General features: G+C 40.7%; 18 protein-coding genes. 12 read left to right on the top strand and 6 right to left on the bottom strand.

Annotated features, from left to right (window positions below; all coding sequences use genetic code 11):
* Positions 1–47: 47 nt before the first annotated feature.
* From BV214_RS11160 to BV214_RS11145, 4 genes are all read right to left on the bottom strand, one after another.
* Positions 48–3,425 carry a TonB-dependent receptor gene (locus tag BV214_RS11160; RefSeq protein ID WP_086477590.1) on the bottom strand — a complete coding sequence of 1,126 codons (3,378 nt, stop codon included), beginning with the start codon at positions 3,423–3,425 and terminating at the stop codon, positions 48–50.
* Between the two features lie 132 nt (positions 3,426–3,557).
* Positions 3,558–4,718, bottom strand: a complete 1,161-nt coding sequence (locus BV214_RS11155) for a FecR family protein (protein WP_086477589.1) — start codon at positions 4,716–4,718, stop codon at positions 3,558–3,560.
* A gap of 100 nt (positions 4,719–4,818) precedes the next feature.
* The gene (locus BV214_RS11150; RefSeq protein WP_086477588.1) at positions 4,819–5,367 is read right to left on the bottom strand and encodes an RNA polymerase sigma-70 factor; all 549 of its coding nucleotides are present in this window, start codon (positions 5,365–5,367) and stop codon (positions 4,819–4,821) included.
* Positions 5,368–5,419: 52 nt separating this feature from the next.
* Positions 5,420–7,480, bottom strand: coding sequence for a thioredoxin domain-containing protein (locus BV214_RS11145; RefSeq protein WP_245806780.1), 2,061 nt, complete (start codon positions 7,478–7,480; stop codon positions 5,420–5,422).
* Positions 7,481–8,217: 737 nt separating this feature from the next.
* On the opposite strand from BV214_RS11145, the gene BV214_RS11140 reads away from it, so the two are divergent.
* Together BV214_RS11140 and BV214_RS11135 are read left to right on the top strand one after the other, a co-directional pair.
* Positions 8,218–9,240, top strand: coding sequence for a sugar kinase (locus BV214_RS11140; RefSeq protein ID WP_086477587.1), 1,023 nt, complete (start codon positions 8,218–8,220; stop codon positions 9,238–9,240).
* 18 nt (positions 9,241–9,258) lie between these two features.
* On the top strand, positions 9,259–9,930 hold the full coding sequence (locus BV214_RS11135; RefSeq protein WP_086477586.1) for a bifunctional 4-hydroxy-2-oxoglutarate aldolase/2-dehydro-3-deoxy-phosphogluconate aldolase: 672 nt from the start codon (positions 9,259–9,261) through the stop codon (positions 9,928–9,930).
* A 45-nt stretch (positions 9,931–9,975) separates the two neighbouring features.
* Here BV214_RS11135 and uxuA read toward each other — a convergent pair whose 3' ends face one another.
* Positions 9,976–11,160, bottom strand: coding sequence for a mannonate dehydratase (gene uxuA, locus BV214_RS11130; RefSeq protein ID WP_217868710.1), 1,185 nt, complete (start codon positions 11,158–11,160; stop codon positions 9,976–9,978).
* A 467-nt stretch (positions 11,161–11,627) separates the two neighbouring features.
* Between uxuA and nagB the strand changes: the two genes are divergently transcribed.
* The 10 genes from nagB (at position 11,628) to BV214_RS11080 (ending at position 18,707) form a co-directional block, all read left to right on the top strand.
* Positions 11,628–13,556, top strand: a complete 1,929-nt coding sequence (gene nagB / locus BV214_RS11125) for a glucosamine-6-phosphate deaminase (protein WP_086477584.1) — start codon at positions 11,628–11,630, stop codon at positions 13,554–13,556.
* A 335-nt stretch (positions 13,557–13,891) separates the two neighbouring features.
* Entirely contained in the window at positions 13,892–14,326 is a 435-nt protein-coding gene (locus BV214_RS11120; protein ID WP_086477583.1) for an RrF2 family transcriptional regulator, read from the top strand.
* A 136-nt stretch (positions 14,327–14,462) separates the two neighbouring features.
* Positions 14,463–15,401 (top strand): tryptophan 2,3-dioxygenase family protein, encoded by a 939-nt coding sequence (locus BV214_RS11115; RefSeq protein WP_086477582.1) that lies wholly within the window; start codon positions 14,463–14,465, stop codon positions 15,399–15,401.
* The gene (locus tag BV214_RS11110; RefSeq protein WP_086477581.1) at positions 15,379–15,678 is read left to right on the top strand and encodes a cupin domain-containing protein; all 300 of its coding nucleotides are present in this window, start codon (positions 15,379–15,381) and stop codon (positions 15,676–15,678) included. Before BV214_RS11115 ends, BV214_RS11110 begins: the two co-directional genes overlap by 23 nt.
* A gap of 1 nt (position 15,679) precedes the next feature.
* Positions 15,680–16,405 (top strand): iron-sulfur cluster repair di-iron protein, encoded by a 726-nt coding sequence (gene ric / locus BV214_RS11105; protein WP_086477580.1) that lies wholly within the window; start codon positions 15,680–15,682, stop codon positions 16,403–16,405.
* A gap of 249 nt (positions 16,406–16,654) precedes the next feature.
* Positions 16,655–17,008 (top strand): DUF488 domain-containing protein, encoded by a 354-nt coding sequence (locus tag BV214_RS11100; RefSeq protein ID WP_086477579.1) that lies wholly within the window; start codon positions 16,655–16,657, stop codon positions 17,006–17,008.
* 56 nt (positions 17,009–17,064) lie between these two features.
* The gene (locus tag BV214_RS11095) at positions 17,065–17,529 is read left to right on the top strand and encodes a hemerythrin domain-containing protein (protein WP_086477578.1); all 465 of its coding nucleotides are present in this window, start codon (positions 17,065–17,067) and stop codon (positions 17,527–17,529) included.
* 21 nt (positions 17,530–17,550) lie between these two features.
* A complete protein-coding gene (locus BV214_RS11090) occupies positions 17,551–17,835 on the top strand; it encodes a hypothetical protein (protein ID WP_086477577.1) in 285 nt (94 codons plus the stop codon).
* Between the two features lie 52 nt (positions 17,836–17,887).
* The gene (locus tag BV214_RS11085) at positions 17,888–18,211 is read left to right on the top strand and encodes a 2Fe-2S iron-sulfur cluster-binding protein (RefSeq protein ID WP_086477576.1); all 324 of its coding nucleotides are present in this window, start codon (positions 17,888–17,890) and stop codon (positions 18,209–18,211) included.
* A gap of 100 nt (positions 18,212–18,311) precedes the next feature.
* Positions 18,312–18,707, top strand: coding sequence for a group III truncated hemoglobin (locus BV214_RS11080; RefSeq protein WP_086477575.1), 396 nt, complete (start codon positions 18,312–18,314; stop codon positions 18,705–18,707).
* A gap of 17 nt (positions 18,708–18,724) precedes the next feature.
* Here BV214_RS11080 and BV214_RS11075 read toward each other — a convergent pair whose 3' ends face one another.
* On the bottom strand, positions 18,725–19,957 hold the full coding sequence (locus tag BV214_RS11075; protein WP_086477574.1) for a hypothetical protein: 1,233 nt from the start codon (positions 19,955–19,957) through the stop codon (positions 18,725–18,727).
* Positions 19,958–19,998: the final 41 nt, after the last annotated feature.

Here is a 19,998-nt window from a genome sequence, read left to right as displayed (position 1 = left end):
TAGTTTTAGAACTTCCTGAAATCGTTTAGGACAGTATTGTTTTTCAATTAAAACTTAAGACTACATCCTAGAGTAAAAGTTCTTGGTTTTGGGTATTGGAAGAAAAAAATATTCTGCCCCCACTGATTACCTCCCCAAGAAGTCGCCTCAGGATCATATCCTTGGAAATCCTTAGAGTGAATTACAAAAGCATTTTCCAAACTTGCATACACCCTCAACCTATTTAAGCCCATAGACTCCAATGCCGATTCGGAAAAGCTATACCCCAATGAAAAGAGGTTGCCTCTTATATAAGATCCGTTCGCAATCCAGTGACTATCTACATGGCTATTTTGACCAGCATATGCCTGATTTCGTATCTCCTGGACCATCGTATTCTGATTTTGCTCGGTCCACCCATCGTATAAAATAGTCGCCAGTCCATTTGCAATACCAGACCGGTCTTCTGTAGAGTGGTAAAACTGCTGCATAATATCCACCCCGCCTACGAATTGTATGTCGGCTGTAAAATCAAAATTCCTATAGTTTACGGTATTTGAGAAGCTACCTGTAAAATCGGGCAAACCCTTGCCCAGTATCTTTTTCTCTTTAGAGCGTTTTGCCTCTCCTGGCACGGCACCCACCAAGGCAGCCTCTGCTGCTTCATCGATACCCCAGGTTCCTAAGCGCTCATACCCCCAAAAAGAACTCAAGGATTCCCCAACCCTCAAGATGGTCTGGCTACCCGAGACCCAATGTGGTCCCGGTAAGATATCCTCGTCATTTTCCCCCAAACGTTCAATTACGTTTTTATTATAATTGATATTGAAGGAAGTTTCCCAATTCAGATCAGGAGTAGCGATATTCTGCGTCACCAACATGGCCTCCACTCCTTTATTGGAAACTGCTCCAATGTTATCCCTAACCGAAACAAACCCGGTGGCATACGGAACTGGTCTATCCAGCAGCAGATCGGTTGTTTCCTTGTAATAATAATCGAACTCAAACCTAATCCTATTATTAAAAGCCCCGAGGTCCAAACCAATATCCAATTGACTTGTTTTTTCCCATTCTAAATCGGGATTCGATAATCTATTAACCGAACTTGCTGCTACCCTTGTTCCATTGAGTAAAACCGTACCAGAGGAAACAGTAGCCAAGGAGCTGTAGGCAGGAATTTCCGTGTTACCGGTAATTCCGTAACTAGCCCTTAGCTTAAGTCGATTGATTTTTTCACTTTCGTTTAAAAAATCTTCTTCGGACAACATCCAACCCAACCCGGCTGAAGGGAAGAATCCATATTTGTTATTGGCCCCGAATCTAGAGGATCCGTCAACCCTTCCTGTTAAGGTGACCATATATTTATCCTTTAGCGTGTAACCAGCCCTCAAGAAATAAGAGTTTAATGCCCACTTACTATAGCTGGAAACCGGGGCACTTGGATTACTGGCGGAACCAATGTTGTTGTATTTAAAGAAATCATCACTAAATCCACGGGCCTGAATATCGGAAGACTCGAATACATTCTCTTGCCAACTCAACCCTAGCATACCATTGAATCTATGATTATCGACCTCCTTTTGGTAGGTCAAGTAGTTTTCTTGCTGCCAGTAGGTACTTTTAGCATTGTAAATTCTTGCAAAACCATTGGGAGCTGAAATATTCACCAAATCACGGGGTGAATATTCTTGCTTATTGTTCACACGCTTATCAAACCCGAATTGTGTTCTAAATTCCAGTCCAGGCAAGATATTGAATTTAGCGAAAGCATTTCCAAAGATTTGATTCCTTTCCCAAAGTCTATCCTGAGTTTCCAATACATGTACTGGGTTGGCCATAGCCTCCAGGTTATAGGCATCTTCAATATCAAAACTATTACTGTAAGTACCGTCAGGAAATTTCACTGGGAATATAGGAGGCATTTCTATCATCGTTCTTCTGGGAACTTGTCCGCCACCCCCTTCTTCGAATTCTTTTTCCTTAACGTTATTCACCATTAGATTGATACCTAGGGACAACCAATCTTTTGGGTTTATATCATAGGCGATCTTTCCACTTATTCTATCCACGTCATTGTTCAACATTATTCCTTCCATATGGGAATAATTAAGGAAGGCTCCTATTGAAGATTTCTCATCACCGCTCTGAATACTTAGTTGATGGTTATTGGAAATAGCCGTTCTTGTAGCTTCCTCCTGCCAATCGGTGTCATACAGAGGATTCCCGGAAGAATCAAAAAGCCTTGGGTCATTGGTGGTAAAAACAGGCACCGGACCATCTGGCCTATATTTAGGCGTATTTTCCATACCTATTCTAACCACATCCAACCACTCTTCAGCATTTAACAAATCCATCTTGTTTTGCATCCTTCCAACACTGACAAAACCATCATACCCAATCGTCATTCTGCCGGTTTGCGTACCTCGTTTAGTTGTAATCAACACCACTCCATTGGCACCACGGGCTCCATAAATAGCTGCTGAAGAAGCATCCTTCAACACTTCCATACGTTCAATGTCATTTGGGTTTAAGTATTGGATATCCTCCATGGCAACCCCATCTACAACATAGAGCGGAGTTGAGGAAGAGTTGATGGTACCAACACCTCTTATTACTATTTTCGGTGCTCCGGATGGGGATCCTGAATTTAGAAACACATTAACCCCGGCAACTTTTCCTTGTAGTCCTTGAAGTGAATTGTTTACTGGAGCCTGTAGCAGATCTTCATTACTAAGTACACCCACAGCACCAGTTAAATCCGATTTTCTTTGGGTACCGTACCCAACTACTACAACTTCGTCCAAGGAAGATGCCTCCACCTTCATAACCACTTCAAGGTTGTTTTGATCACCTACCAAAACCTCATAATTGGCATAACCAATGGAAGAAAAAACCAATACATCATTAGCATCAGCCGCTATTGTAAACATACCGTCAAAATCGGTCGCAACTCCCCTATTGGTTCCTTTAATTACAACACTTACCCCCGGAATCGGGATTCCATCAGAATCCTTTACACTACCGGAAATTTCTTTCTGTACGGTCTCACGATCTACAGAATCGTCACTGTTGGATATAATTTTCTCTTTGGGCATTAATCGCACCTGTCTGTTATTATACACAGCATAGGTAGTTTTAGAATTCTTGAATAATTCATTCAATACAACTTCGATGCTTTTATTTTGAATCTGAATAGTTACCTTTCTATTCAGATCAATATTTTTGTCCCGAAACAAAAATCTAAACTCAGTATCCGCTTCAATTTTCTCTAGGACCTCCTTTAAACTGGCATTCTCGAAATGCAGGGATATTTTAGTAGTTGTTATATAGTTGTTGGCTTGCGTAGAAAAAATGGCAAATAACAATAATACAGCAGTAAGGTGTATTCTTAGATCAACGTTAAAAAGGCTTCTGGGTAGCAGCCCTTTAGGATTCTTCTTTTTCATATTTTAGTTCAGTTATTTAATCAGTTTAGAATCTATATTCAATTACTTTTTTGGGGCAAGGAATGGTCGTTTTTTTCCTAGATATCGCCCGTTGACATAAATTTTCATTCTAAAATCATAATCATATCATTTTTAAGGGTTTATAATTATTTTATTATCATCGATGGAATAGGTAAAGGGTCGCTCCAATTTGAGGTAATCCAAAACATCGGTAACGCCCTCGATATCAATATGAAAGGAAGCCGTGAAAATTTCCGCATTCAGTGTATGATCGTTATTTATGATTTCCACATTATAACTCCTTTCCAATCTCTCCAAAATAGTTTTAAATGAGGTACTCTTAAAAATCAATTCCCCATCCATCCAACCGGTATAGAGGCTAACATCCACCTCCGAAATAGTAATATTTTCCTCTTTGCGATTCCAGGAAGCCATTTGACCTGGTTTCAGCAAAGAGCTTTTTACAGGTTCTTCAACCTTATACAGTTGTATGGAACCTTCTGTTAAGACTGCCGATATCTCCGAATTTTCGGGATAAGAGGAGAAATTGAACTTAGTTCCCAAAACCTTCACCGCTATTCCATTGGAAACAACCGAAAACGGGTGGATCGAATCCTTGGTAACCTGAAAAAATGCTTCACCGTCCAAATAGACTTCGCGAGTACGCCCCTTGATAAAATTAACAGGGTATTTCAAGGAACTACCGGCATTTAAGGTTACCCTTGTTCCATCGGATAATCGAACTCCGTAGCGCTCTCCCTTAGGAATAATTAGCTCATTGTATATTAGTTCCTCTATACCGGCCTTATCATCATATATTAATCTCCCGTTTTGCAGCTTCACAGCTACCTCTCCATTTCCATATAAGGTCTCCATACTGTCCAATGAATTGACATTTACGCTACTACCATCCTCTAAGCGCAGCGTTATTCCATTTACTTCAATGTTTGAGTTTTTACTATTATTCTGAGTAGAATTAGTATAAATGAAATATGCCAGCCCTATCACCCCTAGGAATACAGCTGCCAGTTTTAATACTGGGCGTAAGCGAACCCTCAATGTATTCTTCTCCCCAGTAATCCTCCGATAGCGCAACTCCTTTTGCTGTTCAAATACTTTCCGCAATTCCCTGCGCTCGCGTATTTTATCGGGATCGGTTAGATTATGGAGGATATAGGCTTCATCCTCTTGATTGAATTCCGATTTTAGATCAATACCTTTTTGATCTTCTCCTTTTAAAATATAAGTAGCCAACCTTTTTGACAACCCTAAAAACTTCTTTAATCCAGGCATGCATTTATTGATAAATCGAGAAAGCGAATATTGCTCCCTCTTACTATAAGACGATAAAAAATATGAAGTGGGTGAAAAAAAAGTTACAAAATTGAGATATTCATACTAGATACATCAAAATTATAAGAAGTAAGTCCTTTTCTAAAAGTAACCTGAGTTGACGATAAGCTACTTTTTTTTGTGATTTTATGGTATTCACAGAAAGATTTAGACGGTCTGCTATCTGTTGATTCGTCATACCTCGCATCCCAAAACGTATGACATTTTTATGCTTCGTGGGCAAGGAATTCAATGCTCTTTCGATGATCTCGGAGGTCTCTACGAGCACAAACTCCCTTGCGAAAAAGCTTTCTTCTTCTAGCTGCTTATGATCCACGCTGATATGTTTCTCCCTTTTTTGTGAATAGGAACTCTTTAGAAAGTCCAAGCACTTGTTCCTAACAGCGGAATAAAGGTATGGTTTTGCCGACGCTTTATCCTTTACCAATAGTTCTTTCTGCCAAATTTTAAGGAAGACATCTTGCACTACATCTTGGGAATCCTCAATATTCTCCAAATATTTATGTGCAAACAAACACAAAGGGATATACAGTGAATCGTACAACTCCCTGTATTCCTTTGGTGTTATTAATACTTCATTACCGGACAAGGCCCAAGAAAATTAAATTGACACATTTATTGAAGCACATAAAATAACAGCATCAAAAATTCCTCATCTGCTCCAAAGCTTCCTCCTTGGTAGTCACTGGAAGTTTGCAGGTATGGTCTTGGCATACATATATATAGGTACCATCACCATCATAGCGATCTTTAAACAAAGGAGCTTCACTTTCTTTGTCACTTCCTACAATAAGGGTATTGGGAAGATTTTCCCGTTGCAAATTGGCCACTAACTCGGATGCCTGATCCCCTACCACGGCAATCTCAAAAAAGGGATAAACCGATTTTAGCAGCAGCGAATTCCATTTGGAATAGCTGTAAGGATTTGTTTCTATTGCAGGTACCATAGAAGACAGCATGGACTTCGCCTTATTGGTGGCCTCTTTGTTATATTCAATATGACCAAGGAGCATCAAGTTTTCTGCCATTACAGAATTGGGCGAGGGCAATACCCCGTCGTCTGTCTTTATTATTTTAGAAATAAGTTCCTCATCGTCCTTATAACTATACATCCCCGAAGCTTCGTCATTAAACTTATCTTGGGCAATCTGCGTCAGTTTCTGCGCAATTTTCAAGTATTCTTCAGACATAGTAGTGCTATATAACTTTAGCGAGGCATTGGCCAAAAAGGCATAATCTTCCAGAAATCCATGATCTACCTTACTGCCTTCCTTATAAGAGTGTATTAAATGATCTCCTTTAAGGCCTTTTTCCTTAAGAAAGCGGAATACCTCTTCGGCTTTTTCTAAATATGAAGCTTCCCCAAACGTATTATAGGCATCTACTAAACCATTGATCAACAATGCATTCCAAGATATTATAATCTTATCGTCTATACGAGGACGAGGCCTCTTATTCCTGGCCTCAAGCAATTTCTCCTTCCACTCTTCCCGATGTTGCTCTAGCTGCTTTTGACTTAACGGATGCTCTTGCAAAAACTCATCATCGTGCAGGGTGCGGGATAGTACATAGGCGTTCTTTTCCCAAATATTGGAAGGTTTTATATCATAATATGCGGCAAACAAAGGAAATTCATCCCCTAATACAGCTTTTAACTCCTCTTCCGTCCATATATAGAACTTCCCTTCTTCACCCTCACTATCGGCATCAATTGCGGCATAATACCCTCCTTCCGGACTCTTCATCTCACGGTCTAAAAAAGCAATGGTTTCCTGAACCGTATTTTTAAACAAGGGATCCTTGAACACCTTGTAGCCTTTGGAATAAAGGCTCAACAATTGGGCATTATCATACAGCATTTTCTCAAAATGGGGAATTTTCCATTTAGAATCGGTGCTATACCTATAAAATCCTCCTGCCAATTGATCATACACGCCGCCCATTGCCATCTTATCCAAAGTAAGCTCTACAAAAGCCTCCGCATCGGGATCTTCGGCCAAAACGGAATAATCCAAAAGGAAATCTAAGTTTACAGGGGTCATAAATTTCTGATTCCCTTTATTGCCGCCCCATCGTTGGTCCCAATTAGGCTTCCAATTCGTTACGCCCTCCTTTAACACATCCTGGGTTAACACCCCCAAGTCCGAACTAGGCGATATTAGATTCACCTCCTGAATACCCTTGGCTACCATATTGGCATACTCATTGGCTTTCTCCGGATCTTCTTTGTACAATTTACTGATTTCAGTAAGCACCTTACTCCACTGCTCTTTGGTATGGTATGTTCCGCCATAAATAGGCTTCCCATTGGGAAGGGTAATTACATTTAATGGCCACCCTCCGTTGCCTTTCATCAATTGCAGGGCAGTCATATATACATGGTCTACATCGGGACGCTCTTCCCTATCTACCTTTATATTGATAAAATTTTCGTTCATTATTTTGGCTACCTCTTCATCTGCAAAAGTTTCCTCTTCCATTACATGACACCAATGACAGGAGGAGTACCCCACACTCACCAATACCAATTTATCTTCCTTTTCTGCCTCCTCCAAAGCAGCGGGACTCCAAGGTTTCCAGTTTACCGGATTATGGGCGTGTTGTAAAAGGTAAGGACTTGTTTCATGAATTAGGTCATTGGTATGCTTATGGTCTTTGTTCTGACCTTTCCCATTAGAGCAGGAAAAGAATACAAAAGCCATAGGTAACATCAAATTATTTATAGTGACTCTCATTAGCTGTTTGGTTGTAATCATATTAATTGGTGGCAATAAAATTTAGATAATTCGCTTATGCACGACAAAATACAGGTTTTTGAATTATGTACCACACAGACGGTGGATTTCTTTCCGCAAATTCATTTTTCAGTTTTTAGACCCCTGCGAACAAGGATTCGACTTTGCACGACTTTAGTGCTTGCCCCAGTCTATACCATATATAGCTAGAACTATGCGATTTCCAATATGAGGGCTACACCTCAAATTTTCAAACATCTCTCCACAATCACCGATATTATGGTGCCTGGGGGCTGAAAGGCCATTATATCACTACCCCAACTATATAATGTGGAGTTTTACCTCCTCTCCTGGCCCCATACTTTTCTTGTAATAAAGATACCACTTTAATGCTTCCGAAGAACGGCTGTAGTAAGAAGCGAAGCGTTACCATTGGAGGTCATCTAAAAATAGAATTCCCATTAAATAAAAGGTATGGGATTTGGCATTAACTGGCCGGTTGTAATCCGATGAATAGCATCTATTAAATTAAGAGGTATATGTAGTCCTGATGACTTTTTCACGGGGCAATGCATTTATAATTCCACTGAATCACCTTCAGTTCTTTTACATTTACCACCTAATTTGTTGTAATAAATAAAAGTCTAGGTTTCTTTTAATATAAGGGTTTACCTTAGTATTTTTATGACTTATACTAATTTGCAATGAAGAAAGTAGTCACCTTTGGGGAAATACTCCTACGCTTATCCACAGAAAGACATTTACGATTTTCACAGTCGACCAATTTTCACGCCAACTATGGTGGGGGCGAATTTAATGTGGCCGTTTCCTTGGCCAATTTTGGGTTGGCGACCCAATTCGTTACTCGCTTGCCCCAAAACGAACTTGGGGATACTGCCCTACAGGAAATTAGAAAACACAGGGTAGGAACAGACCATATTGCCTTTGGTGGCGACCGATTAGGGCTTTATTTCTTGGAAACTGGAGCAGGTTCCCGTGGCAGCAAGGTGATCTACGATAGGGAACATAGTGCCATTTCCCAAATTGAAAAGGAGCATATAGACTGGAAGGCCGTATTTGGCGATGCCCAGTGGTTTCATTGGAGCGGAGTAACTCCTGCTATCTCCAGTAATGCTGCAGCCGTTTGCTTGGAAGCCGTACAGGTGGCCCATAAAATGGGACTTACCATTTCTACTGATTTAAATTACCGATCTAAACTGTGGAAATACGGGAAGGAACCCAAGGATATAATGCCTCAACTTTTACAATACAGTCATGTTATCCTTGGCGACTTGGACACCGCCTTTTTTATGACGGGACAAGAAAAAAAACAACCCAACTATAAAGACACCTCCTCTTTACCGAAGCTCTACGACCAACTATTTACAAGCTTTCCCAACCTAAAATGGGCGGCTACCACCCTACGCTACTCCATTAGCGCCTCTCATCAAAAAATTGGCGGACTCCTTTATGATGGGAAAACCATCTATAGAGCAGCAACCAATGAGGTAAACCCGGTAATAGACCGAGTAGGAAGTGGCGATGCCTTTATGGGCGGATTGATTTATAGTTTGATAAAAAATCCACAGGAAAAACAACTAGCCATTGAATTTGCCACTGCCGCCTGTTGCTTAAAGCATACAATTTCGGGCGACTTTAATTTGGCAAGCCTAGAAGAAATTACAACATTGGCCGGGGGGAACACCTCCGGAATAGTAAGCCGATAACTACCTAATATAACCAGCATGTCACAATTTTCCAGAATAGAAATTGCCTCCTTAATGAACGAAACGGGACTTGTCCCCTTATTTTACCACCCTGATATTGCCTTAGGCAAAGAGGTGCTAAAAGCCTGTTATAAGGGAGGTGCCAGATTGATTGAATTTACGGCGAGGGGCGATTTTGCCCATGAGGTTTTTGCAGAACTCAACAAATTTGTCATTCAAGAACTTCCAGGATTGGCCATGGGCGTAGGCTCTATAACGGATGCCGCTGCCGCCTCCCTTTATATGCAAATGGGAGCCAATTTTATTGTTACCCCTTCCTTAAGGGAAGATATCGCTATTGCTTGTAACCGTAGAAAAGTATTATGGAGTCCCGGCTGTGGGTCCTTGGCGGAAATAAACAAAGCAGAAGAAATGGGCTGTGAAATTATAAAACTCTTTCCTGGAGCCAATTTCGGACCCGATTTTATAAAGGCCATTAAGGGACCACAACCTTGGACAAGTGTAATGCCCACCGGTGGTGTTACCTTGGAAGCGTCTAACCTTAAGGCCTGGTTCCAAGCAGGGGCCACTTGCGTGGGCATGGGCTCCCATTTAATTAGTAAAACCGTACTAGAACAAAAGGATTATAAGGGATTGGAAGAGACCGTAAGGAACACTATGGGCCTCATTAAAGAGGTAAGGCCCCTATAGACTCCCGTAGCTGCCCTGCCAATTTCCATGCTTGGTACCGCCTTTTTAATTAGGGGCGGCAGACCGTCTAATCCCCATTTCCAGCCCACGGAGCTCTGCCAGTCCCCTTAGTCGGCCTATGGCCGAATACCCCGGGTTGGTTTCTTTTCTAAGATCGTCTAACATCTTATGTCCGTGATCTGGGCGAAATGGCATTCGTATATCCTTTCTTCCGGCGGCTTTGCGTTTTTGTTGTTCGGCAATTAGGGCTTTTAGCACTCCAAACATATCCACATCCCCTCTTAGGTGGTCGGCTTCATGAAAATTGCCATCCGCATCCCGTTCGGTACTCCTTAGGTGCATAAAATGTATGCGATCTCCCAAGCGTTCTACCATCCCCACCAAGTCATTGTCTTCCCGTACTCCAAAAGACCCGGTGCAAAAGGTGAGTCCGTTACTGGGGCTATCTACCGCCTTAAACAGTTCCACAACATCTTGTTCTGTACTCACTACCCTAGGTAATCCCAGAATAGGATACGGAGGATCGTCTGGATGTATACACATCCGCACCCCTTTTTCTTCGGCAACAGGGATTATGTGCTGCAGAAATTCAATTAAATGCTGTTTTAATTCTTTGGGACCAATAGCCTTATAAGTAGCTAATATTTGATTGAACTCCTTTAGGGTATATCCTTCTTCCGCGCCAGGGAGTCCCGCTATGATATTCTGGACCAGGGTCTTTTTATCCGCATCCGTAAGGCTATCTAAATAAGTTTTTGCGGCCTTCTGCTCCGTCTCAGAATACGCTGCTTCTGCCCCTGGCCGTTGCAATAGAAAAAGCTCGAAGGCAGCAAAGGCCATTTTTTCAAATCGCAAGGCAGTGGAGCCATCTTCTAGCTCATAATCCAGATCGGTCCTTGTCCAATCCAACACCGGCATAAAGTTATAGCAAATGGTATCTATACCGCAACTCGCTAAGTTGGCAATGGTGGTCTGGTAGTGCTCTACATATTGCATATAATCGCCCCGTTGTGTCTTTATATCCTCGTGTACGGGGACACTTTCTACCACGGACCAACGTAGTCCCGCCTTTTCAATCATATCCTTTCTGGCCAGAATCTCTTCCCTAGCCCACACTTCCCCATTGGGAATATGATGAAGGGCGCTTACCACTCCAGTAGCTCCCGCTTGTTTAATATCCATTAAGGAAACAGGATCCTTAGGCCCGTACCATCTCCAAGTTTGCTCCAATGTTAATTCCATAAATCCATTAAAATAGGCGGATTTTACTCCCCTATGTTCATTACTTTTGAGTAGACAGTGCCAAGATAAGTCAAAAATAACGGATAAAAAAAGTCGCTTTTAAAGCAATTCTTCCTTTAAAAATTGATTCGCCATCGCCTTCTTAGGTGCTAATTATTGAAGTATACCCAATAGATAACCTAACTGAGTGACCAAGATATCGCTGCTGATCATGGAATGCGACTATTGATCTAAAAATATAGTTCTACCCCAGGTACAACCAGGGTATTTTACAGGCTAATTAGAGTAATTTTAAGGTGTATAAAGTGCAAAATTAGTTAGAACCCTAACCAAATAATGCTAATTCCTTATTTATCTACTGTTTTGGTCAAAAACAGGCGTCATAATTTAAGCATTTCAATTGTTTACCGTACTTTTATAGATTAAACAATAACGAATAAAAAATCGTATTATAAATGATTAAGAGTAAAATCGACAAGGCAACCAGTTTTGAGAAACGGTTTGAAAATGTAAACACGGTAATCTTTGAATCCTCAGAAATTGCCTCCAAGGCAGTAGCCGCAGATATTGCAGCACTGATCAGGGAAAAGCAGGATGCCAACGAAATGTGCGTTCTTGGACTTGCTACGGGTTCTTCACCGAAAAGATTATATGCGGAGTTGGTGCGCTTGCACAAGGAAGAGAACTTAAGCTTTAAGAATGTTATTACTTTTAACCTGGACGAATACTATCCGATGGAGCCAGACGCCATACAGAGTTATGTGCGTTTTATGAAAACTCTTTTGTTTGACCAAGTGGATATTGACCCAGCAAACTGTCATATCCCAGACGGAACCCTTTCCAAGGAAGATATCGCCGATTACTGTAAGGAATTTGAGGCCAAGATTGATGCTTTGGGAGGTATAGACTACCAGATCTTAGGGATTGGTGGGAATGGACATATCGGTTTTAACGAATCGGGATCCTTACCCAACTCCAAAACCCGTTTGGTAACTTTAGATCATATTACCAGAGTTGCTGCAAGCAAGGATTTCCAAGGCTTGTACAATACGCCAAAGACTGCGATCACCATTGGTATTAAGCAGATTATGCAGGCCAAGAAAGTGGTTCTATTGGCTTGGGGAGAAGGAAAAGCAAATATTATTAATAAGGCGGTGGAAGGCCCCATTACCAAGCAGGTACCTGCCTCCTACCTACAAGATCACCCCAATAGCGTCTTTGTTACAGACAAGGGAGCTTCTTCTCTACTAACTAGGGTAAATTCTCCTTGGATTGTTGAGAAAGTAAATTGGGATGCCAAGTTGATTAAAAAGGCAGTGGTTGGTTTAGCTACTAAACTAGGGAAACCAGTGCTTATGTTGACCGAGGCAGATTATATTGAAAACGGAATGAGCGACCTATTAACAGAGGTAGGGGATGCATACGATATCAATATCCGAATCTTTAATAAATTACAGCATACCATTACAGGTTGGCCAGGCGGTAAACCAAATGCAGACGACACTAACAGGCCAGAACGCGCCAATCCAGCTAAAAAACGTGTGCTTATATTCAGTCCCCACCCCGATGACGATATCATCAGTATGGGAGGAACCTTTATGAGATTACACGACCAAGGGCATGAGGTACACGTAGCCTACCAAACCTCTGGTAATATTGCGGTAGCCGATGATGAAGCCTTAAGGTTCTCCAATTTTGTGGTAGATTACAATCGTACTTTCGGTCTAGAGGACAACAAGTCCCAAGATATTTACGAAAAAGCGAACAAGTTTATTCAAAACAAAAAGACCAGTGAAATAGATATCCCAGAGGTAAGGGAGATCAAAGGGATGATCCGTAGAAGTGAGGCCAAGGCAACCTGTCATTACGTTGGTCTTCCCGATGAGCGTATTCACTTTAACAACCTTCCCTTCTATGAAACGGGAACGATTGAGAAAAACCCATGGGGAGAAGACGATATTAAAATCACCATGGATTTAATTAGGGAGATTCAGCCACATCAAATCTATGCAGCTGGAGATTTAGCAGATCCACACGGAACCCACAAGGTTTGTTTAGACATTATCTTTGAGTCTCTAAAACGATTAAAACCAGAATCCTTTATGGACGACTGTTGGGTTTGGTTGTACAGAGGTGCATGGCAAGAGTGGGATATTGAGGATATAGAAATGGCGGTACCAATGAGCCCAAGTCAGGTTCTTGCGAAGCGATACGGTATCTTTAAACACCAGTCTCAAAAAGATGGCGTTGTTTTCCAAGGTTCGGATTCCAGAGAATTCTGGCAACGAGCAGAGGATAGAAACAGTGAAACTGCCACGAAGTATGACGAATTGGGATTAGCGCATTATGCCGCTATGGAAGCTTTTGTGAGATACAAGTTTTAAGCATCCCATTTATTTATAAAAAAGAGGCTGTCCTAATAGGGCAGCCTCTTTTGTTTTAATGAAGTGATTAAACTAGATTAATATCGATTGCAAGTTAAACCTAAACCCGTTATTCTATAAATAATATGTAAGTAGATGCTATCTTTCATCTTTAGTATGTTTATCTACCTACCAACCCTCTTCCATCCTTAGATTAATCCCTCCTCCCTACCGCTTATATTTTCTGATCTTACTTATATATTAAGCACTCTAAAAAAATGAAATAATTTAATTAGGATATTTTTGTCCGAAATAGAATTTTCATCTATATTTGTACCAATCTTAAATTCTTCAGTATGTTTTCCAAAGCGTGTGAATACGGTATAAAGGCAACTCTATTTATTGCTCAAAAATCCTTGCACCAGCAGCGTGTAAGCCTTAAGGAAATTGCTTCGGAAATAGATAGTCCCATAGCTTTTACCGCTAAGATATTACAGTCCTTGGCCAGAAGCGGTATGGTAGATTCACACAAGGGTCCAACCGGAGGTTTTGAGATGGATAGGACCAAAATGGATACCATTACACTATACGAAATTGTGCACGCCATAGATGGCGATCAAATCTTTCACGGTTGCGGATTGGGATTAAAACAATGCGATGCCAATCACCCCTGTCCGGTGCATGAAAAATTTGTTGTGATCCGAGAAAACCTTACCCAAATGCTACAAAACACCACTGTTTATGAGTTAGCCTCCGGACTGGATATAGGGTTAACCTTGTTGAAACGATAAATTATTAAAGATATAATGTTGATTGCTACATTGGCAATAAATAATAAAGGACAAAAAGGTATTAATATCCATATAAAGAAGATGAATTGACTCCTTACAAGTATTTAAATCAGCAAATCGAATTTAGTAGTTAGCTATGGACAGTACCCTAAATAAAATAGTAGAAAAGTATAGGGAGTTGGGAGAAGACCCTGAAACCTATTTAAAAGGATTATTACATGCCAAACCCATTACTTATTGGGACTATATAGAGGTAGACACCCTACTTTCCCTTCAAAAGCCAAGGACCCATTTTAAGGACGAATCCGTATTTATCATGTACCATCAGGTAACGGAACTTTTTTTAAAAATGATGCTTCATGAGCTGGAACAAATAGTATTGGAAAAAGAGCCTAGCGCTAATTATCTGGAAATTAAATTAGACCGACTCATAAAATATACCTCCCTCTTAATAAATTCTTTTGACATTATGAGAACTGGGATGGACTACGAGGACTACAATACCTTTAGATATACCCTTACCCCAGCAAGCGGGTTTCAATGCGCACAGTTTAGGCTGATAGAACTCCATTGTACCTCCCTATTAAATTTGGAAAGTAAATCCTATACCAACCAACTTTCTACAAAGGCTGACTTTATGGAATGTTTCGATCATATTTATTGGAAAGATGCAGGAATAGATCGAAAAACAGGTGAAAAATCATTGACATTACAATTGTTTGAGGAAAAATACCTCCAAAAACTCACAGATACGGCACTTACCCTTAGGGGTAATACTTTGGAGAATAAAATTAAAGCCCTCCCCCACTTACCGGACCCACTAAAACATAAACTCCGAAGATTTGATCACCTATATAATGTGGAATGGCCGTTGGTTCACCTGCATACGGCAGAGCATTATCTAAATAGCAAAGGCGAAAACAAAGCTGCCACGGGAGGATCGGAATGGAAAAAGTATCTACACCCAAAATATCAACAGCGTAAATTTTTCCCAACGTTGTGGACAAAGCACGAATTAAAAAATTGGGGAACTAACGTTAAAACCAAATGCCATGGAAGTATTGAACATCCCTGAATTCACCCATAAAACGGTGGGTAAGTCTTTAAAAATAATGCAAATAAATGCCTTGGCCGGGATGGATATGCCTGCCCACCACAACACCAAGGAGGCAGTGATAGTAGTACAGGAAGGAGAAGTACTCCTAAACACCCCACATGAAAAACATTTTTTGAAAAAGGGTGATACGCTATTGGTCCCTGCTTTTGTGGAGTACCACCTGAGTGTATTACAAGACTTTAAAGCAGTTGCCATAATGACTACAACATCTGAAATAAACTTTAACTATATATAATATGGAGAATTTAATGAGCAAACCCATTGGAGAAATAGTAGCCGACAATTATAAGACGGCTCAGGTATTTAAAAGCCATAAAATAGATTTCTGTTGCAAGGGAAACAGAAGTGTATTGGAGGTGGCCGAGAAAAACAAGCTGGACGCCAATCTTCTCTTAAAGGAATTACAATCGGTACAACAACAGACCCATGGGGACCAAATAGATTTTACTGCCTGGCCCCTAGACCTTCTTGCCGATTATATTGAGAAAAAACACCACAGATATGTGGAAACGCAAATCCCCATTTTAAAGCAATATTTATCCAAACTTTGTAGGGTGCATGGAGAACGCCATCCAGAATTATTGGAGATAACCCAACATTTTAATACCAGTGCAGGGGAATTGACCAAGCATATGAAAAAAGAGGAGCTAATAGTATTCCCCGCAATCCGTAAAATGGTACGAGCAAAGCAAACCGGGACTGCGCTAGATCCAATACCTGTTGGCACTATTAAAAACCCCATTCAAATGATGATGCAAGAACACGAAAACGAAGGAGAGAGGTTTAGGGTGATAGAAAAATTAAGTGACAACTATACGCCGCCGGCCGACGCATGCAACACCTATAGGGTGACTTTTTCACTGCTTCAGGAGTTTGAAGAAGACTTGCACCAACATATCCATTTGGAGAATAACCTGCTTTTTCCCAAAGCTGAAATCTTAGAAAAGGAATTAAATGATTAAATTGTATCTAATAACATTCTATTTAGTCTAGCACATTGATGGTATGTGGCACGGTCAGAAAATTATTGGACGACAATCCGTTAAGTTCTAAGACCGTGCCGCAACAGTCCATAGTTAGCTCCCCCTACTTAATGATTACCACAAGGTACTTGCTTCTATGTCTGTCTGGTTAAAGTTTGTACTAAGGTGTAGCCACCCGAAAGCGAATGTTATTTCCCCCAACCCAGAGATACAAGGGATTAAAACGAAATGAAAAAAATACGAATAAAACGAATTTACGATGCGCCATCGGAGAACGATGGGCAACGTATTCTAGTAGATCGGATCTGGCCCAGAGGAGTTAGTAAGAAAGACGCACAATTGGATGATTGGATACGTCCCCTAGCACCCTCGGACTCCCTGAGGAAATGGTTTAACCACGACCCTGATAAGTTTGAGGAATTTTCCGAAAAATACAGAAGCGAACTTAAGGGAAAGGAGGATGTACTGAGGGAATTGCGAGAAAAAGCAGAAAAGGCTCCCCTTACCCTTCTATACGGTGCCAAGGATACAGTACATAACCAAGCAGTAGTGTTACAGCACATTTTAGAAGAACCCCAATAAACTGGAAGTAGAGTCAAACAACCTAAAGAACCTAGTCCACATCTAAAAAACATCACATGGAAAAAGCAAAACCTATTAAAAGACATAAGGCAATGCAGCCTTTAAGCAGGGAACACCACCAAGGATTATTGCTGTCTTGGAAAATAAGAACAGGCTTTTCCAAAGGTGTTTCCGTGGAGCGGATAAAAACCTATTTAAACTGGTTCTTCTCCACCCATCTAATGCCTCATTTTGAAGCGGAGGAAGAATACATTTTCCCCATATTGGGCAATGAGCACGAGCTGGTAAAAAAGGCAATTTCCCAGCACAGAAGGTTAGAGCGACTCTTCAACACTTCCGTAGATCTAAAGAGAACCATTCTACTTATTGAGGAGGAACTACAGGCACATATCAGGTTTGAGGAGCGAATCCTTTTCAACGAAATTCAACAAATAGCAACCACATCCCAATTGGATACTATTGCTAAGCTACACCCAGACACCAAGTTTACCGAGAATACCTCGGATGTTTTTTGGAAATAGAAAACAACTAATATGAATCTTATGAAAATTTACAACGAATTACTTACCGAATTTAAAAAGGGGCAAACAGGATATTCAACCATCGCCATCATTGGTCAAAGTTGCCTGGGATCGGTTGCAGTAATGCTAGCCCTTAAAAACGAAATGCCCATCGCCATAAGGTTTTTCATCGTTTTAATGGTTACCATTCTCTGTATGGCTTACAACGCAGCTGTTTTGGCTCATTTAAAAGCGAAAACAACCTTTAACCTACTAATCATTAGCGTACTATTTAGCATTGTCACCATTGCCTTAAATATTATTTAGGTGGCCTTATAGAAATACAAGACCTTTGCCCCATCATAAAACAACTCCCTCTATGTACTCCCTAACCTATTTTGACGAATTTGGAGACCAATGTACCGCCAATTTCACAACCCATGAATATCACAGCCTCATGGAGTTGTTATTTGATAAGTATATGGAGGAGTGGGGCGATTGTAAAGGAAGGGCTTGGTGCGGCACCTGCCATATTAAAGTATTAAAAGGAACCCTCCATGAACCTATGGGAGAAGAGGAAAAGCACACACTTTCCAAATTGGAAGACTCCACCAAGGCAAGTCGGTTAGCATGCCAAATTCCACTAAACGCTGCACTAGACAAACTTGTAATAAAAAGGGTAAGTGAGCATTTGCAGGACTAGAATAAAGGGCATGGATTTAATGGGATTAGGTTTACAATTTCCTCACTCGGAAGATCCCCTGTATATTTGAAGCAGACAAGAGAATACAACAACACAACGCATGACAACAAAAAGAGAGATTAAAGAAAGGAAAGATGTTAACCTACTAGTAGTCAGCTTTTACAATAAAATTAGACGACATGAAACCCTAGGTCCTATTTTTAATAGTATTATTACGGATTGGGACAGTCACTTGGAATTGCTCACCGATTTTTGGGAGGGCCACCTATTACTGAAGCGAAAATATATGGGCAACCCCATTGTAGCTCATCAAAAGGTAGATGACAAAATGAACCATAGCATAACGCAGGAACATTTTGGACTTTGGTTAAACGAATGGTTTGAGACCATAGATGAGCTTTTTGAAGGAGAACTGGCTTGGGTGGCTAAAAATAGGGCCCGCAAAATGTCTACCATGCTGTTTTTACACATTTATCAGCATAGAAGTAGGGTTTAAAAGGACTACCCCTCCCCTTAGATCTGCTTAACAATAGGCTTTTTCTTGTACTTGTTAGATTGCCACAACATTAGCAGTATCGCTAGGGGAATTAAACCACTTCCCACCGCCAAATAAGTTAAATATCCATCCCATAAGGGCCATCTCATCCATGCTACCACTCCCTTGTAAAAGATGAGGGTCTCCGTAAAGACAAAGCCCATCAGGTAAATGGCAAAAGATAACTTGGTGAGTTTAATCAACCTAAAATACTCCAACACAAAAAATAGCCCCATACTGATTACTCCCAGAAACGTCCAGTGTAAATAGCCTATAGTAAAGTCTAGGATGGTGGCTGCCAAGTTTGCAAAATAAGGCAAGGTACTTAGCAATTGTAATATCATTTTAACTCCCAAGAGAAGGGTTATTACCAATAACACCCTAAATTGACTTTTGGTGAATATTGAATAAAGGGTACTTCTATTCGAATAACAAAATTGAATCAATAGCCACAAAGCCAGCAGTTGCAAAATAGCCCCTGCACCTCCCATAAAATATAGAATCCAACTTGGTTCTATCCAGAGGGCAGAAAGAAAAACGCTCAACACCATCCCACTAACCACCGTCCATAAAAATGCCTTAAATGTCTTTTGGGTCATAGTAATTCCGTGTTTTTCCAAAATATAGAGGCATAAACCGATCAGGGCTAAAATCATCCATCCATTATATTGAAAATGCAGATAGAAATAGATGGCCAATTTATACCAAATGGATTCGGGTCCCAATAGGGTCATAATAGGGCCTAAAGCCCAGGGGCCTACACTGGAGCCAACCATAAACCACAGGGCTACAACAATGCAGCGATAGGAATGGGTCTTTTTAATATATGAAGGCACATTTTTAATAAAAAATCCGGTAAACCAATAGGAGGCCACTAAAAACAGCGTCGAGAAAATAATGGAAAACAGCGCGTATCCCTGAAAAGGAAAACTTAACAGCATCCCCACCAAAGACAATTGGGTGAACCAGAAAATCCTTTTATACCTCCTATCCAGATTCCGGTTGCTTAGATAGATATGGAATAAAAGGGAAGTTAATCCAATATAAACCCATCCCAGCAAAGCGATATGGGAATGTGTATGTACAATATACCGGTAATTGATAGGGATGGGTATTGGGGAAACAACATAGGTACGCAACAGCACCCCCAATAAGGCGGCCAATAAAAAATAGCCTAGGGACCCGTTGATATGTGCTTTAATGGAAATCAATTGTGATAGGAAATTGCCTCAATTATTAATTAAAGATATCT

Origin of the sequence: Arenibacter amylolyticus, from assembly GCF_002150785.1 — a bacterium.
Taxonomy (GTDB): Bacteria; Bacteroidota; Bacteroidia; order Flavobacteriales; family Flavobacteriaceae; genus Arenibacter; species Arenibacter amylolyticus.
The sequence above is the reverse complement of the archived record's forward strand: the minus strand, read 5'-3'. Positions and strand labels throughout refer to the sequence as shown.

Excerpts from the sequence above, each read along its gene's own strand:
- BV214_RS11160 (WP_086477590.1), bottom strand. The coding sequence starts at position 3,425 with ATGAAAAAGAAGAATCCTAAAGGGCTGCTACCCAGAAGCCTTTTTAAC.
- BV214_RS11155 (WP_086477589.1), bottom strand. The coding sequence starts at position 4,718 with ATGCCTGGATTAAAGAAGTTTTTAGGGTTGTCAAAAAGGTTGGCTACT.
- BV214_RS11145 (WP_245806780.1), bottom strand. The coding sequence starts at position 7,480 with ATGGCTTTTGTATTCTTTTCCTGCTCTAATGGGAAAGGTCAGAACAAA.
- BV214_RS11140 (WP_086477587.1), top strand. The coding sequence starts at position 8,218 with ATGAAGAAAGTAGTCACCTTTGGGGAAATACTCCTACGCTTATCCACA.
- BV214_RS11135 (WP_086477586.1), top strand. The coding sequence starts at position 9,259 with ATGTCACAATTTTCCAGAATAGAAATTGCCTCCTTAATGAACGAAACG.
- nagB (WP_086477584.1), top strand. The coding sequence starts at position 11,628 with ATGATTAAGAGTAAAATCGACAAGGCAACCAGTTTTGAGAAACGGTTT.
- BV214_RS11120 (WP_086477583.1), top strand. The coding sequence starts at position 13,892 with ATGTTTTCCAAAGCGTGTGAATACGGTATAAAGGCAACTCTATTTATT.
- BV214_RS11115 (WP_086477582.1), top strand. The coding sequence starts at position 14,463 with ATGGACAGTACCCTAAATAAAATAGTAGAAAAGTATAGGGAGTTGGGA.
- BV214_RS11110 (WP_086477581.1), top strand. The coding sequence starts at position 15,379 with ATGGAAGTATTGAACATCCCTGAATTCACCCATAAAACGGTGGGTAAG.
- ric (WP_086477580.1), top strand. The coding sequence starts at position 15,680 with ATGGAGAATTTAATGAGCAAACCCATTGGAGAAATAGTAGCCGACAAT.
- BV214_RS11100 (WP_086477579.1), top strand. The coding sequence starts at position 16,655 with ATGAAAAAAATACGAATAAAACGAATTTACGATGCGCCATCGGAGAAC.
- BV214_RS11095 (WP_086477578.1), top strand. The coding sequence starts at position 17,065 with ATGGAAAAAGCAAAACCTATTAAAAGACATAAGGCAATGCAGCCTTTA.
- BV214_RS11090 (WP_086477577.1), top strand. The coding sequence starts at position 17,551 with ATGAAAATTTACAACGAATTACTTACCGAATTTAAAAAGGGGCAAACA.
- BV214_RS11085 (WP_086477576.1), top strand. The coding sequence starts at position 17,888 with ATGTACTCCCTAACCTATTTTGACGAATTTGGAGACCAATGTACCGCC.
- BV214_RS11080 (WP_086477575.1), top strand. The coding sequence starts at position 18,312 with ATGACAACAAAAAGAGAGATTAAAGAAAGGAAAGATGTTAACCTACTA.